Origin of the sequence: Methylobacterium sp. WCS2018Hpa-22 (assembly GCF_031843785.1) — a bacterium.
GTDB lineage: Bacteria > Pseudomonadota > Alphaproteobacteria > Rhizobiales > Beijerinckiaceae > Methylobacterium.
Genome location: NZ_JAVTJA010000010.1, coordinates 48,478 through 62,540, shown reverse-complemented (window position 1 = coordinate 62,540; position 14,063 = coordinate 48,478). Strand labels below are relative to the sequence as shown.

Sequence of the window (14,063 nt, the reverse complement as noted above, 5' to 3'; positions counted from 1 at the left end):
TTGAGAGCGCCGAGGCTCGGGCGGGTCGCCCGCCTAGGCGGTGTGCGGGGCGGAGTCAGCCCGACATCGCCGTCGCCGTGTAGCCGGCCTGGTTCAGCGCCTCGGCGATCGTCAGGCTCTGGGCGTCGGTGGTGATCGCCACGCGGCCGTGATCGCGGTCGACGGCGACATGCGCCTCCGGATCGATCCGCAGAATGGCTTTGCGCACCGCCTCAGCGCACCCGTCGCAGGTCATGCCGTCCACCTGCATCAGCAGGTCTACCCGTCTCGTATCCATCCAACCGCTCCCGTCGCTGGGTCACGTCTCGCACCTCATGTAGAGCCAAATCCCCTCCCGCCGCGAGGGGGGGATGGTCCGGGAGGCCTCGGGGGCGCTGCCAAGCTGGCTGAAGCCAAGCTTCGAAGCTCATGCAACACATGGCAAAAAACCGGTTCACGCAGCCCGCGCCCATCTTGTGGGACCTCGCCGCCTCGGCGACAAACGGAGCCTGTCTCGATTTGCGTAAACCGTGAGCGAGGCCCCGTGATCTCCGCTCGATCGTCGTGAGGATAAGAGTATTCCGATGGCCCGGATCGTCGGCCGACGCACGGGCCCGTGGCTCCTGAGTCTCATCGGGTTCGTGGTCCTGGCGCCGCTCGCAGTGATCTCCCCCCTCGGCGGCGCCTTCGGACTGGCGGCCATGAGTGGTCTCGTCGCCATCCTGGCCGCGCGCCGGGCGCGCACGCTCGACCTGCGGTGCGAGAAGCTTTCGGGAGAGCTGGATATCCTGTCCCAACGCCTCGTGCGCCTGGAGACGGTGGCCCGGCTCATCGCCGACCAGCAGATGCGGATCGAGCGCGCCCGTGCCGAGGAGGACGGCCCGGCGGAAGCCAAGGCCTCCAAGGAATCCTCGGTGGATGCCGCCGTGGAGGAGGTCACTGCAGAAATCGGCCTGCTCAGTGGCATCGTCCGCGAACTCGCCGCCGTGGTCGCCACGCAGGACGGAGAGATCGCCCGCCTGAAGGCAACGCCACCGGCCGCTCCCGCTCCCGCTCCGACCCCGATCGCCCGTCGTGACGCCGCAGATGCCTCCATCGTCCCGCCGCCTTCCCCGCCGCCAAGAACCGAGACCGCTGCGGCGCCCTGGGTGCCGCGCGCCTGGCCACCGCAGGAGCGGTCCGAGACGGTCGCGGACCGGGTTCGGCCGGACCGGAGCCGGGATGCTGTCATGGTCGCAGCCTTCGATGGCGGCGGGCTCGAAGTCCATCTCCAACCCATCGTCTCTCTGCCGCAACGCAAGGTCGTGTCCTACGAGGCGCTGGCGCGCCTGCGACTCGGCGCCGACATTCTCAAGCCGGAACTGTTCCTGCCGGCCCTCGAACGCCATGGGCGAACCACCGAACTCGATCGCCGCATGCTTCCCCTCGTCGCCACGGTGGCCCGCCACCTCAGCGGACGCGGCAGTCAGGCGGCTGTGACGTACGGCCTGTCGCCGCATTCCCTGTTCGAGCCCGGCTTCCTGCGCACGCTGCCGCGGCTGCTCGCCGGTGAATCCGCGCAGTCGGGACGCCTCGTGATCGCACTGCCCCAGTCGAGCTGGCGCAGCCTGGACGCGGAGCAAGCCGGCGCCCTGGCAGAACTGCGCGGTCGCGTGGGCTTCGCCCTGGACCGTCCCGTCGACCTGCGCCTCGACCCCCTGGCCCTGGCCGATCGGGGCGTCAGTCAGGTCAAGGTGCCCGCCGATCTTCTCCTGCGACCCGATTCCCGCCAGGCCATGCCCGATATCGCCCTGGACGATCTCGTCGCCTCCTTGTCCCGGGCCGGCATCCGGCTCGTCGCCGACGCCGTCGAGCGCGAGAGCGACGTTCCCGATCTCATCGACCTCGACGTGCCGCTGGCGCAAGGCACCGTCTTCGCTCCGGCGCGGGCCGTGCGGGCCGAGGTCCTGGCCGCAGCTCAGGCTCAAGCCGCGCCGCCAGAGACGCCGCCGCCGCCGCAGGAGCCCGGCGACGATCCCGAACCACCGCCGCAGCGCCGGCCGTTCCGCGACTTCCTGCGCCGGGCCGGCTGAAGCCCGCCCGCATCGCTCCGATGCGTTGATTTCGGTGTCCGGCGGGCCTAACCAGTCGGCCATCCCGTCATGCCCCTCGTCCTTGCCAGTCAGGCCTACCCCATGAGCGAACCGTTTGCGCGCGCCACAACGCCGGCGCAGATCCCGACCCTGGGCGGTCTTTCAGCCGTCGCCGGGCAGTACGACCTCATTCTGTGCGACGTCTGGGGTGTGCTCCATGACGGGACGCGGGCTCATCGGGGGGCGGGCGAGGCGCTGATCCGATTCCGCACCCTGCCCGAAGCCGGTCGCCGACGGCGCGTCATCCTCGTCTCGAATGCCCCACGCCCCTGGGCCGGCGTCCAGACCATCCTCGACGGCTACGGCGTGCCGCGCGAGGCCTATGACGCCATCCTTACCTCCGGCGACCTGACCCGGCGCCTGATCGCGGAGCATCCGGGCGAGCGCATCCACCATCTCGGGCCGGAACGCGACGCGACGATCTTCGATGGCCTCGATATTCGCCTCGTGGCGGCCGGTGAGGCGGAGCGTGTGGTCTGCACCGGCCTGTTCGACGACACGGTCGAGACGGCGGAGGATTACCGGGATACGCTGGCCGGCTTCCGGGCGCGGGACGTGCCGATGATCTGTGCTAATCCCGACCTCGTGGTCGAGCGCAAGAAGAAGTTGATCCCCTGCGCCGGCCTGATCGCGCAAGCCTATGCGGAGATCGGTGGTTCAGTGACCTATGCCGGCAAGCCGTACCGTCCCGTCTACGAGGCGGCGCTCGCCATGGCGGCGGACCTCGATGGCGGCACCGCGCCGGACGTCGCCCGCGTCCTCGCCGTCGGCGATGCCCTGCGTACCGATATCGCGGGGGCGGCGGCCTACGGAATCCCGAACCTGCTGGTGGCGCGCGGCATCCACGCGGAGGAGCTCGGCGTCCTGGCCGAACACGACACGCTCGGCGAGGTGGCCGAATGGCTAGCCCGCCAGGAGGTCCACCCGGATGCCGTCATCGAACGATTGGTCTGGTAGGCTCTCGCGGCTTGATCGTTCCAAAGCCGCGAGGCCCGACTGATCACGCGAACAGAGCGTCGATCTCGTCCTGGGCCGTGGCGGGGCCCTTGATCTGCGGTCCGTTGAGGAGGAGGAGTTCGGCCCGAACCCGGCGCTCCACCTCCGCCGGATCTGTGCCGCTTTCGTCCTTCGCCTTCACTGCGGTGGCGAAGCGCGACAGCCGATTTTCGAGCTGCCGCAGGGATTCGCTGACCTTCGCGATCCGCTGCCCAGTAATGTCCTGGAACGTGCAGGCCTCGAAGATGTCGTTCATCCGTGACTCGACCGAGGCACGGTAGTTCTTGTCGTTGGGCAGGCTGAGGATTTCCTCGGCTGCCGTCATGATCGAGTTCGTCGCGCCGGCCGTCGCCTCGACGACGCTGCCGAGTTCCACATGGGCCATCGGCAGCCGGTCGCGGGTGAGCTCGTTCGCCCGCAGGGCCGCGATCTCCTTCCGGACATGCGCGATGTAGTCGGCGATCTCGACCAGCTCGCGGATCAGCGATGGGCGTGTCGATGCCAGCGTAGGGCCGTTCGTCCGTGCTTTCTCGCCCATGCCTATCGCTCCACGACACTCTGCTTCGTCGAAGAAGGGAAAGCGGGTCTGCGGCTCAAGCGCCGCAGACAGCCTCGATCTTGCTCTTCAGGGTTGCCGCATTGAAGGGCTTGACGATGTAGTTGTTCACGCCGGCCTTCTTGGCCGCGATCACGTTCTCGGTCTTCGATTCGGCGGTGACCATGATGAACGGCGTGGTGCGCAGGGCCTCGTCGGCACGGACATGGCGCAGCAGCTCGTAGCCCGTCATCGGCTCCATGTTCCAATCGGAAATCACGAGGCCGTATTTGCGGTTCTTCAGCCGAGCCAGGGCCGCTGTTCCGTCAGAGGCATCGTCGACTTCTTCGAAGCCGAGCTGCTTGAGCAGGTTGCGGATGATGCGGACCATCGTCTGATAATCGTCCACGACGAGGATCGGCATGCCGAGATCGAGGGCCATGGGTCGGGGTGCTCCGTCGGTGCAGGGCCGGTGCGGCGCGCCGCGGACCGGATCAGTGGCAATATTTCTTGGGGAAGCGCCGCCACGCGCCGCCTCTCGTTCGTGAAAGTACCGCACCCCGCATTGCGAAGCGGTTAATTGGACAGGGGATCTTGCATCCCGCACTGATCGACCGTCACTTCCCTTGACCCTCCCCCGGCTTTTCGACAGGTTCCGGCGCGAATTCCCCCTTCGGTCGCTCCTTCGGCCGCTGCATTTTCGAGACCGCTTGAACCTGATGGCGCCTGCCGACGACCTTTCCGCGCGTCCCGCAGCCCGCTCCCCGTCGGGGCGGCCTTTCATCATCTGCCGCGAGGACGAGGCGGTGCCGGCATCCCTCGAGGGCGCCATCGCGGCGATCGGCAATTTCGACGGCGTGCATCGGGGCCATGGCGCCCTGGTCGAGGCCGTCCGCGAGGAGGCGGACAAGCGCGGCGTCCCGGCGGTGATGCTGACCTTCGAGCCGCATCCACGCGCTTATTTCGCTCCCGACCTGCCGATGTTCCGGCTGACGGGCCCGGCCGCCAAGGAGATCGTCTTCGCTCGCCTCGGCCTCGACGGCCTGATCGTGCGCCGTTTCGACGCGCTCATGGCGGGGACGACCGCCGCTGGTTTCGTCCACGAACTGCTCAAGCGCGATCTTGGCGTGTCCGGCGTCGTGATCGGCCACGACTTCCATTTCGGGCGCGGGCGGGAGGGAACGCCGGAGGTGCTGGCTCGGCTCTGCGCGGAGGCCTCCCTCGCATGCCGGATCATTCCTGCCGTCTCCATCGGGGAGGGGGAAGCCCCCGTCTCGTCGAGCGCGATCCGGGAAGCCCTGCGGCAGGGCGACATCGTCCTGGCGAACCGGCTGCTCGGCTACCGCTGGTTCGTCTGCGGGGAGGTCCGGCACGGAGACAAGCGCGGCCGTACGTTGGGATATCCCACGGCGAACGTGGCGCTGCCCGATTGTGGCCTCGCCCACGGCATCTACGCCGTCCGAATCGGGCTACCCGATGGTTCGGTCCGGGACGGCGTCGCGAGCTACGGGCGGCGCCCGACCTTCGACGACGGCGCTCCCCTGCTCGAAGTCAACCTATTCGGCTTCTCGGGCGATCTCTACGGACAGACCATCGCGGTGGAGTTCCTGGGCTACATCCGCGGCGAGGAACGCTTCTCCGGCGCCGAGGCCCTGATTGCCCGGATGAATGTGGACGCGGCCGAGGCGCGCGTGCTCATCGCAAACGACCGGGTTCCGTCGATGATCGGCTGAATTCAGTCGCGGCCACCGGGTCGCGATATCCGCCGGCTCAGCGCTTGGCGGGATCGATCGAGGCGAGGCGACGCGCCGCCTCTTGCAGCGCGCTCTGGTGGCCGTTGCCGCTGAGCGCATAGACCGAGCGGCCCGCCGTCCAGTAGACGGTCTCCCCGTCGCCCGGGCTCGCCACCTCGCCGGTGAAGGCCGCCTCGCTGGTGCCCCGCGCTGCGAACAGCGAGACTTCGCCGAGATCGGGGGCGTCGATCATGACCTCGACCCCGGCCCCGTGACGGGCGGGCACGATCTGGACATCGCGCACCGACCAATCCCCCGGCAGGTCCGGCAGGACGATGCCGGTGGCACTCGAGATGCCAGCCTTGTCGTAGCTCGGCGAGGCGGGCGAGCCGAGGCGGGCGCGGATATGGGCCACTTCCCTGGCCTGGCGCGCATCGGCGACCAGGGCAGGGTCGACCGGCGCGGCGAAGGTGTCGGGCACGCCGAACACGCCCGTATCCGAATGCGCGATCCAGCCGGCGCCCACGAGGAGCACGATCACCGCCGCACGCTTCAGCCGCTCACCGGCACGCCGCCATGCAATGGATCGATCGAGGCGGCGGGCCGCCGCGCGGTTGCGCTCCGGACCCGGCCCGGGCAGCTGCGCGAAAGCCTGACGCAGGGCGTCCCTGTCATGCATCTCGGCCATCACCCGCGCGGCAGCCGCCGGCGTTTGGGCGAGATAGGATTCCACCTCGAGCCGGCGCATGACGTCGAGCTGTCCGTCGACGAAGGCGGCGAGGTCACTGTCGGTGATCGGGTCGATCATGACGGTCGGTATCCAGTTCAACGATCGAAAGCGGTGACGCTTTCATGCAGTCCTGACACTCGTCACCGAGTGCCCTCGAATTCGGTGCGGTTACGAACCGCCCATGGCCTTGGATGCGAGCCGGATGTCCTGCCTCGTATCCTGGCCGTTCCAGTCGCTGACGAGGCGCAGATGCGGCCGCTCGGGCTTGCCCGAACCTGATCCGGGCGAAGAACCGGAACGGCTCCGGCCGCTGCCGGCCTCGCCTTCCTCAAAAGCGCGCAGGGCCGCGCGGCCACGCCCGAGTCGCGACATCAGAGTGCCGATGGGAATACCGAGTACCGCCGCCGCGTCGGCATAGGCCATGCCCTCGAGGGTCACGAGATGGAGCGCGGCGCGCTGCTCTTCGGGCAAGGTGAGGAAGGCCTGGCGGATCTGGGCGAGGCGCACCTGCCCTTCCTGGGACGGCGGTACGCTCTCGTCGCTCATCTGGACGAGGGATTCGGCGTGGCGGGCTTCCACCCGCTTGCGGCGCTGGTCGTCGATGAAGACGTTGTGCAGGACCGTCATCATCCACGTCCGCAGGTTGGTGTTCGGCCTAACGGAGAGGCCGGATTCCAACGCGCGGACGAGGGTGTCATGGACGAGATCGTCGGCTTTCAGCGTGTCGCGCGTCAACGAGCGCGCATAGCGTCGCAAGGGGACAAGAAGGTCGACGATGGAGGAGGCGGTCTGAGTCGGTTCGGCCGTCATGAATCAGTTAACGCGCGAGCCCGGCCGGCTAATCCGACCGGGCGGCACCCTATTGATAGGTCGCCTTGAGATTCAGCGTGCAAGTCCGTCCGATCCCCTCGTAATGCTCGGCGAGCCAGGCTTGCGCCGCCGCGCGGCCCTTGTCGCGGAGGCCTTCGAACACGCCGAGCCGCGCATCCATCCGCGAGGACGCCTTGTAATCGTCGAGGGCGCCGGTCCCGTCGATGCGATGGACCAGCATGCGGTGGTAGTCGTTGCGGCCGAGCACCCCGTCCTCGATCAGGCCGTCGACGAAATCGATGGCGCGCAATTCACGCATCAGGTTGGCGTTGAAGGTGATCTCGTTGAGCCGGTCCTGGATCTCTTCGCGCGAACGCGGGGTCTCACGGCGCTCTACCGGGTTGATCTGGACCAGCACCACGTCGCGCGTCTGGGCACCGTGGAAGAGCGGGTAGATCGGCGGATTGCCGAGATAGCCGCCATCCCAATAGGGCACGCCGTCGATCTCCACCGCCTGGAACACCGTGGGCAGGCAGGCCGAGGCCATCAGGTGATCGATGCTCAAAGTATCCCGCTCGAAGACGGCCAGCTTGCCCGTCCAGACATTGGTGGCCGAGACATAGATCCCGGCGGTCTCCGCCGCCCGGAGGCGTTCGAAATCCACGTGCTTGGCCAGGGCCTTGCGCAGCGGGTTCACGTTGAGCGGGTTGGAGACGTATGGGCTGGTCTTGAGCGCCCGGGTCCAGAAGTCCAGGATCGGGTTCTGGCTCCAGAGGTCGAACAGCTGGTCGAAGAGCCCGCGCTGGGCCGGCCACAAATCGCCGTCGAGGCTCGCCTCACGCCAGAACCGGTCGAGAGCGGCGCGGGCGCCCTCCGGCCCTCCGGTGATCCATCCGTCGACCATTACGACCGCGTTCATCGCGCCGGCGCTGGCACCCGTGACGGCCTCGAAGGCGAGACGGCCATCCTCGATCAGGGCATCCAGCACGCCCCAGGTGAAGGCGCCATGGGCGCCGCCGCCCTGCAGGGCCAGGGCCACGGTCTTCTCGGCTTTCGGACCGGCGAGGCTGACGGCTGGACGCGAGACGGGCCGCGACGGGGCCACTTCCCTATCGGTAGAGGGCGAATCGACCGGGGAGGAAGGTTCGGATTCGAGCATCGTCAGCTCCACGTGGCGGGTTTGCACAAGCGCATCGAGAGGGTGCACATGGGCATGCTGCAATGCAGCATCAAAGGTCGCAGGGCAGCAAACCGGTGGCTGCATGGATCGGTTCCGCTTGGGACGCCCCTGTGACTCACATGTCGCACTGCGCCAATTCCCTCGACATCGCCCATGGGATAAGACATGTCACCCGACGCTGGGCCAAAGTGTCGTGCGCGGTCCGTCCTGCCCCGTGGTTCTCCCATGCGGTCAGCGGGCTTGACGCACGCGACGCCCCATCTCAGCTAACCGGCAGAGCCCTCGGTCACCGGGCTCTTCACCCGATCTTCGCAAAGGATCGGTAGAATTCGATACCAGACGACCATGGCCGGGCGCTCGCTCCAGGGCAGGCCAGGCCATAGGTAAGGTCAGCGATGGACGCCATGATGGAAGCCACCCCAGCCGATTCGTTCGGCCCCGGCATCTCGATTACCGGCCCGGAGATCGCCGGTCCCGCGCCGCGCCACCGCACGGTGGGCGTGACTGTCGGTGAGGGCGAGGGAGCGGTCACCGTCGGCGGTGGCGCTCCGGTCGTCGTCCAGTCGATGACCAATACCGACACGGCGGATATCGACGCCACCGTGGCCCAGGTCGCCGCCCTGTCGCGGGCGGGCTCCGAACTCGTGCGCATCACGGTCGACCGCGACGAGGCGGCCGCCGCCGTCCCGAAGATCCGTGATCGGCTCGCCCGCATCGGCGTTCACGTGCCGCTGGTGGGCGACTTCCACTATATCGGCCACAAGCTCCTCTCCGATCATCCGGCCTGTGCCGAGGCACTGGCCAAATACCGGATCAATCCGGGCAATGTCGGTTTCAAGGAGAAGAAGGACACGCAGTTCTCGACCATCGTCGAGCAGGCGGTCCGCTACGGCAAGACCATTCGCATCGGCGCCAATTGGGGTTCCCTCGACGAGGCGCTGCTCACCCATCTGATGGACGAGAACGCCCGGTCCGCGCGTCCCATCGATGCCCGCGCCGTGATGCGCGAGGCCATGGTGCGCTCGGCATTGTCCTCGGCACAGCGCGCCGAAGAGCTCGGTCTTCCCAAGAACCGGATCATCCTCTCGGCCAAGGTCTCGGCGGTGCAGGATCTGATCGCGGTCTACCGCGAAGTCGCCCGGCGCTCGGATTACGCGATCCATCTCGGCCTCACCGAAGCCGGCATGGGCTCGAAGGGGCTGGTGGCGGCCTCGGCGGCCATCGGCGTGCTTCTGCAGGAAGGCATCGGCGACACGATCCGTTATTCGCTGACGCCCGAGCCCGGCGGCGACCGGACCGTCGAGGTCAAGGCATCTCAGGAACTCCTGCAGACCATGGGCTTCCGCACCTTCGTGCCGATGGTCGCTGCCTGCCCCGGTTGCGGCCGCACCACCTCGACGACGTTCCAGGAACTCGCCCGCGACATCCAGAACTGGATCGTCACCTCGATGCCGGAATGGAAGAAGACCTATCCGGGCGTCGAAGGTCTGAACGTCGCGGTGATGGGCTGCATCGTCAACGGCCCCGGCGAATCGAAGCATGCCGATATCGGCATCTCGCTTCCCGGCACCGGAGAGACCCCCACCGCTCCGGTCTTCATCGACGGCAAGAAGGCGATGACCCTGCGCGGTGCCACGCTCGCCAAGGATTTCGAGACGGTGGTGATCGATTACATCGAGCGCCGTTTCGGCCAGGGTGCCCGCACCGCCGCTGAGTGAGATCCTCCGTCGTGAGGATTAGCGTCCCGCGTCGTGCAGCCGCGGGACGCATTCGCTCGACCTACCGCGGGAGAGGGTTTCTTCGTCACGGGTTCGTCGTTCTCGACCCCCCGCCCGCGTGATACGGATCTGGCATGCTTCGCGCAGGTGTCCTGCGGAGGTGTGCGCTCACTGATTTGGGTCGCCAGCCTGGCAGCGAGTTGCCGGGGCGAGGCGGGAGACAGGGCCTCCACGATCCGGATGGTCGCTAGGTCGGTCGCCAAGGTCCCTCGGTCGAAGTCCAGCGTAAAGCCAAGCCTCCTCGTTCGATTCCCTTTCCCGTCGCAGAAGCCTGATCACAGCGCATGACGCAAACCGCCACCCCGAGCGTACCCGGCGCTCAGCCCGACCCCGCGGCTCGTCCCGAGACAGGGCCAAGCGAGCATGGGCATGGGAAGACGAGCTTCTGGACGCTGGTCGTCGGCTCGGTCGGCGTCGTCTACGGCGATATCGGCACCAGCCCGCTCTACGCGTTCCGCGAGGCGCTCGGCCCGGCGAGGGCCGACGGCATCTTGCTGACCGAGGAAGTTCTCGGCACGACGTCGCTGATCCTTTGGGCGCTGCTGCTGATTGTCACGATCAAGTACGTCGTCATCCTGTTGCGTATGGACAATAACGGCGAGGGCGGCATCCTCTCGCTGATGGCATTGGCCCGCAAGGCGCTCGGCGGTTCGCGCATCGTGTTCATGCTCGGGCTGCTCGGCGCATCCCTGTTCTACGGCGACGCCGTCATCACGCCGGCCATCTCCGTGCTCTCGGCGGTGGAGGGGCTGAAGCTCGTCACCCCGGCCTTCGAGCATTACGTCCTGCCGATCACGGTGGCGATCATCTTCGCCCTGTTCATGGTGCAGAGCCGGGGCACCAGCAAGGTGGCGGCCTTCTTCGGCCCGATCATGGTGGTGTGGTTCCTGGCGCTGGGGCTCGCGGCGCTGCCGCACATCGTTTCGCGCCCGGAGGTCTTCCAGGCCTTCAATCCCTGGTACGCGCTGCACTACCTCCTCGGCCACGGTACCGGGGCCCTGGTGGCGCTGGGCGCGGTGTTCCTGGCGGTGACCGGCGCCGAGGCGCTGTTCGCCGATCTCGGGCATTTCGGACGCCGGCCGATCCAAGTGGCCTGGCTCGGCCTCGTGGCCCCGTGCCTGACCCTGAACTATCTCGGCCAGACGGCGCTGGTCCTCAACGCGCCGGACACGACCGACCCGTTCTACCAGCTCGTGCCCGAATGGGGTCTTCTGCCCATGGTGATCCTGGCGACCATCGCCACCGTCACCGCGAGCCAGGCCGTCATCACCGGCGCGTTCTCGCTGTCGCGCCAGGCGATCCAGCTCGGGCTGCTGCCGCGCCTCGAAATCCGCCACACGTCGGAATCGCATTCGGGCCAGATCTTCCTGCCGCAGGTGAACATTCTGCTGCTGATCGGCGTGGTGGTGCTGGCCGTGCTGTTCCGCTCCTCCTCGGCGCTGGCCTCCGCCTACGGCATCGCCGTGACGGGGACGATGCTGCTCACCGCGAGCATGGGCTTCATCGTGCTCTGGAAGTCGTGGAAATGGTCGCCGATCGCCGCCGCCGCCGCGATCATGCCGTTCATCGTCATCGAGTTCCTGTTCCTGCTCTCGAACATGCTCAAGGTGTTCGAGGGCGGCTACGTGCCCCTCGTGCTCGCGGGGATGCTCATCATCGTGATGTGGACCTGGGTGCGGGGCGTGAACATCCTGTTCAACAAGACCCGCAAGACCGACGTGCCGCTGCTCGAACTCGTCGGCATGCTGGAGAAGAGCCCGCCCCACCATGTGCGCGGCACGGCGGTGTTCCTCACCAGCGACCCGTCGATCGCTCCGGCGGCCCTGCTGCACAACCTCAAGCACAATAAGGTGCTGCACGAGAAGAACGTCATCCTCACGGTGGAGACCGTGGACACGCCGCGCTCCAGCGATGCGGACCGCATCCGCATGGAACCGATCGGCCCGCACTTCTCGAAGATCGTGATGAAGTTCGGCTACATGGAAACGCCGAACATCCCGCGGACGCTGACGCTCCTGAAGAAGCAGGGCTTCAAGTTCGACATCATGGCGACGTCGTTCTTCCTGTCGCGCCGCTCGATCCGCCCGGCAGCGCATTCCGGCATGCCGCTCTGGCAGGACCGGATCTTCATCACGCTGGCCAAGAACGCCAACGACGCCACCGACTTCTTCCAGATCCCCACCGGCCGTGTCGTGGAAGTGGGGACTCAGGTCACCGTCTGAACCGGCCGGGTCACGGCCTCGGCAGGTTGATGATGGGCGGCGGCGGAGGCGCCTCGGGGGCGAGGGCTGCCAGCGTCGCCGGGCTTTTGCCGGCCGAGCCTCTAGCAGCCGGACCCTGGGCATGAGCAACCCGCGTTGTCGTCGCCGGCTTCGGTGAGGTTTTGGAATGCGCTCCCTGGCTCACGGCGGCATGGGAGGTGGCGACGGCGCGACCCGGTTCAGCCTGGACTGCCTGGATCGCTGGAGCGGGCTGGGTGCCCGTCACCTCCGGTACGGCGGCGGCCACCGTTGCCACGGGAACGCTGGTGGGAGCCGAATTCGCGACGGCCTGGACCGATGCGGACGGGGCCGCCTCGGGCGCGGCGAGCGTCGGTGCGGCCGCATAGGCCAGGGCGGCCGGCGGGCGGGCCTGCTCCACGGCGCCGGGCTTGCGCTTCTCATAGAAGGCGTTGCCGCCGGCCACCGCGACGTAATGCATGTTGTTGTAGTGGAACGTGCGGCCCGCCGTGTGGAAGTACATGGCGCGACCGACCTTCGGGTGTCGCTGGCCGGCCAGGACCGCGTCGGCCGCGTCTGCGACCTTCGTCAGGTCCTTCTCCGCCATCGGCTTGGTGAGTACGCCGGTGGCGAACTGCCGGGGCTGGCCGACGACGGCGCAGATGCCGCCATTCGGGAAGGCGGCGGCTTCGAGGCGGTTCATCACCACCGTGCCGACGGCGAGCAGGCCCTCGGAATCGCTGCGGTTCGATTCGAAATACATGGCGCGGCCGAGGCAGTCGCGCTCTTGGTCGCTCACCGCCATGGGTTTGGCCGCGAGGCCCGGGCCGCCGAGGGAGCCGGTCGTGGTGGGGGAATTGCAGGCACCGAGGCCCATCGTCGTCATCAGCAGGACTCCGTAAAGTCCCGTCGTCGCCGATCGGGGATACCCCATGCCGTCTCGCTCCCGTCCGTTTCTCGAACGGTCTAGCTCGACGGCAAATGTGGTTTCTTTTCGGACACGGTTCGAATGACCGGGGCTTCTTCCCGCCGCTGTGGTCCTGAGGTCACGCCCGGCCTTCGTCGCCGATGCGGAACGGGTGCCTGCGTCAGAGCATCGGCAGGTGCTTGGGCTTGCGCCCACGGGGAAAGGCGGCGTCGAGACGCTGCCGGTGGTTCTCCGTCAGGATCAGGTCACCAGCCGCGGCATTCTCCTCCGCATGGGCGATTCGCGAAGCTTTCGGGATCGCCAGGAGGGAGGGCGACTGCGTCAGCGCCGCGAGCGCGACCTGCCGCTCCGTCGCCCCAGTTTCGGCGGCGATCTCCCCGAGGACGCGCCCGCCGGCCGAGTCCGGACCCGGAAAATCGTCGTGGCCGAAGGGGCTGTAGGCGACCAATGCAACGCCATGCGCCTCGCACCAGGGCAGGACGGCATGTTCGATCGCCCGTTCCCCGAGATGGTAGAGAACCTGGTTGCAGGCGATGCGGCCCTCGCCGGCCACGGCGAGCGCGTCATCGAGGTCGGAGACGTCGAAGTTGCTGACGCCCCAGGAGAGGAGCTTGCCCTGCCGGATCAACCCCTCGAAGGCACCGATGGTCTCTTCCAGCGGGGTCCCACCCCGCCAGTGCAGGAGGTAGCTGTCGAGCCGGTCCGTCTTCAGGCGAGCCAACGAGCGTTCGCAGGCGGTGACGACGGATCGGGCCGAGGCATGGTTCGGCAACACCTTCGAGACGAGGAACACCTCGTCGCGCCGCCCCTCGATCGCCTCGGCCACGACGAGTTCGGCCTCGCCATACATCTCGGCGGTGTCGATATGGCTCATCCCGAGATCGAGGCCCCTCCGCAGGGCGGCGACGGCGTCGGGCCGGTGTGCCTCGTCGAGGTACCACGTGCCCTGTCCGATGACGGAGACGAGGCGTCCGGTCTGCCCGAAGGTTGTCTGCCGCATGCGGATCTCCCCTCCGAATAGCCCACGGCCGGATGCAGGTCCG

General features: G+C 67.8%; 13 protein-coding genes. 5 read left to right on the top strand and 8 right to left on the bottom strand.

The window, feature by feature from the left end; genetic code table 11:
• Positions 1 to 55: 55 nt before the first annotated feature.
• A complete protein-coding gene (locus tag RQI43_RS14630) occupies positions 56 to 277 on the bottom strand; it encodes a heavy-metal-associated domain-containing protein (RefSeq protein WP_056422806.1) in 222 nt (73 codons plus the stop codon).
• A gap of 286 nt (positions 278 to 563) precedes the next feature.
• Here RQI43_RS14630 and RQI43_RS14625 point away from each other — a divergent pair, with 286 nt between their 5' ends.
• Positions 564 to 2,051: an EAL domain-containing protein gene (locus tag RQI43_RS14625; protein ID WP_311275612.1), complete on the top strand. Its 1,488-nt coding sequence runs from the start codon at positions 564 to 566 to the stop codon at positions 2,049 to 2,051.
• Positions 2,052 to 2,153: 102 nt separating this feature from the next.
• On the top strand, positions 2,154 to 3,068 hold the full coding sequence (locus tag RQI43_RS14620; RefSeq protein WP_056423323.1) for a TIGR01459 family HAD-type hydrolase: 915 nt from the start codon (positions 2,154 to 2,156) through the stop codon (positions 3,066 to 3,068).
• A 43-nt stretch (positions 3,069 to 3,111) separates the two neighbouring features.
• Here the strand turns inward: RQI43_RS14620 and RQI43_RS14615 are convergent, their stop codons facing one another.
• The gene (locus tag RQI43_RS14615) at positions 3,112 to 3,645 is read right to left on the bottom strand and encodes a protein phosphatase CheZ (protein ID WP_056422799.1); all 534 of its coding nucleotides are present in this window, start codon (positions 3,643 to 3,645) and stop codon (positions 3,112 to 3,114) included.
• Between the two features lie 55 nt (positions 3,646 to 3,700).
• On the bottom strand, positions 3,701 to 4,084 hold the full coding sequence (locus RQI43_RS14610) for a response regulator (RefSeq protein WP_018046001.1): 384 nt from the start codon (positions 4,082 to 4,084) through the stop codon (positions 3,701 to 3,703).
• Between the two features lie 277 nt (positions 4,085 to 4,361).
• Here RQI43_RS14610 and RQI43_RS14605 point away from each other — a divergent pair, with 277 nt between their 5' ends.
• Positions 4,362 to 5,375, top strand: a complete 1,014-nt coding sequence (locus RQI43_RS14605) for a bifunctional riboflavin kinase/FAD synthetase (RefSeq protein WP_311275611.1) — start codon at positions 4,362 to 4,364, stop codon at positions 5,373 to 5,375.
• Positions 5,376 to 5,412: 37 nt separating this feature from the next.
• Here the strand turns inward: RQI43_RS14605 and RQI43_RS14600 are convergent, their stop codons facing one another.
• From RQI43_RS14600 to RQI43_RS14590, 3 genes are all read right to left on the bottom strand, one after another.
• Positions 5,413 to 6,183, bottom strand: a complete 771-nt coding sequence (locus RQI43_RS14600) for an anti-sigma factor (protein WP_311275610.1) — start codon at positions 6,181 to 6,183, stop codon at positions 5,413 to 5,415.
• Positions 6,184 to 6,273: 90 nt separating this feature from the next.
• On the bottom strand, positions 6,274 to 6,915 hold the full coding sequence (locus RQI43_RS14595) for a sigma-70 family RNA polymerase sigma factor (protein WP_311275609.1): 642 nt from the start codon (positions 6,913 to 6,915) through the stop codon (positions 6,274 to 6,276).
• A 49-nt stretch (positions 6,916 to 6,964) separates the two neighbouring features.
• Positions 6,965 to 8,074, bottom strand: coding sequence for a patatin-like phospholipase family protein (locus tag RQI43_RS14590; protein ID WP_311275608.1), 1,110 nt, complete (start codon positions 8,072 to 8,074; stop codon positions 6,965 to 6,967).
• Between the two features lie 416 nt (positions 8,075 to 8,490).
• On the opposite strand from RQI43_RS14590, the gene ispG reads away from it, so the two are divergent.
• Together ispG and RQI43_RS14580 are read left to right on the top strand one after the other, a co-directional pair.
• Positions 8,491 to 9,813, top strand: a complete 1,323-nt coding sequence (ispG, locus tag RQI43_RS14585; protein ID WP_056422789.1) for a flavodoxin-dependent (E)-4-hydroxy-3-methylbut-2-enyl-diphosphate synthase — start codon at positions 8,491 to 8,493, stop codon at positions 9,811 to 9,813.
• 344 nt (positions 9,814 to 10,157) lie between these two features.
• Positions 10,158 to 12,095, top strand: a complete 1,938-nt coding sequence (locus RQI43_RS14580; protein ID WP_207411098.1) for a potassium transporter Kup — start codon at positions 10,158 to 10,160, stop codon at positions 12,093 to 12,095.
• Between the two features lie 10 nt (positions 12,096 to 12,105).
• On the opposite strand, the gene RQI43_RS24560 is transcribed toward RQI43_RS14580, so the two are convergent.
• Together RQI43_RS24560 and RQI43_RS14570 are read right to left on the bottom strand one after the other, a co-directional pair.
• Positions 12,106 to 12,978, bottom strand: coding sequence for a cell wall hydrolase (locus RQI43_RS24560; RefSeq protein ID WP_405030625.1), 873 nt, complete (start codon positions 12,976 to 12,978; stop codon positions 12,106 to 12,108).
• 202 nt (positions 12,979 to 13,180) lie between these two features.
• Positions 13,181 to 14,020, bottom strand: coding sequence for an aldo/keto reductase (locus tag RQI43_RS14570; protein WP_311275607.1), 840 nt, complete (start codon positions 14,018 to 14,020; stop codon positions 13,181 to 13,183).
• Positions 14,021 to 14,063 lie beyond the last annotated feature (43 nt).

What these genes read in the sequence shown, in the direction of transcription:
- RQI43_RS14615 (WP_056422799.1), bottom strand. Translation starts at nt 3,645, where the DNA reads ATGGGCGAGAAAGCACGGACGAACGGCCCTACGCTGGCATCGACACGC.
- RQI43_RS14580 (WP_207411098.1), top strand. Translation starts at nt 10,158, where the DNA reads ATGACGCAAACCGCCACCCCGAGCGTACCCGGCGCTCAGCCCGACCCC.
- RQI43_RS24560 (WP_405030625.1), bottom strand. Translation starts at nt 12,978, where the DNA reads ATGACGACGATGGGCCTCGGTGCCTGCAATTCCCCCACCACGACCGGC.
- ispG (WP_056422789.1), top strand. Translation starts at nt 8,491, where the DNA reads ATGGACGCCATGATGGAAGCCACCCCAGCCGATTCGTTCGGCCCCGGC.
- RQI43_RS14600 (WP_311275610.1), bottom strand. Translation starts at nt 6,183, where the DNA reads ATGATCGACCCGATCACCGACAGTGACCTCGCCGCCTTCGTCGACGGA.
- RQI43_RS14620 (WP_056423323.1), top strand. Translation starts at nt 2,154, where the DNA reads ATGAGCGAACCGTTTGCGCGCGCCACAACGCCGGCGCAGATCCCGACC.
- RQI43_RS14625 (WP_311275612.1), top strand. Translation starts at nt 564, where the DNA reads ATGGCCCGGATCGTCGGCCGACGCACGGGCCCGTGGCTCCTGAGTCTC.
- RQI43_RS14570 (WP_311275607.1), bottom strand. Translation starts at nt 14,020, where the DNA reads ATGCGGCAGACAACCTTCGGGCAGACCGGACGCCTCGTCTCCGTCATC.
- RQI43_RS14595 (WP_311275609.1), bottom strand. Translation starts at nt 6,915, where the DNA reads ATGACGGCCGAACCGACTCAGACCGCCTCCTCCATCGTCGACCTTCTT.
- RQI43_RS14590 (WP_311275608.1), bottom strand. Translation starts at nt 8,074, where the DNA reads ATGCTCGAATCCGAACCTTCCTCCCCGGTCGATTCGCCCTCTACCGAT.
- RQI43_RS14605 (WP_311275611.1), top strand. Translation starts at nt 4,362, where the DNA reads ATGGCGCCTGCCGACGACCTTTCCGCGCGTCCCGCAGCCCGCTCCCCG.
- RQI43_RS14610 (WP_018046001.1), bottom strand. Translation starts at nt 4,084, where the DNA reads ATGGCCCTCGATCTCGGCATGCCGATCCTCGTCGTGGACGATTATCAG.
- RQI43_RS14630 (WP_056422806.1), bottom strand. Translation starts at nt 277, where the DNA reads ATGGATACGAGACGGGTAGACCTGCTGATGCAGGTGGACGGCATGACC.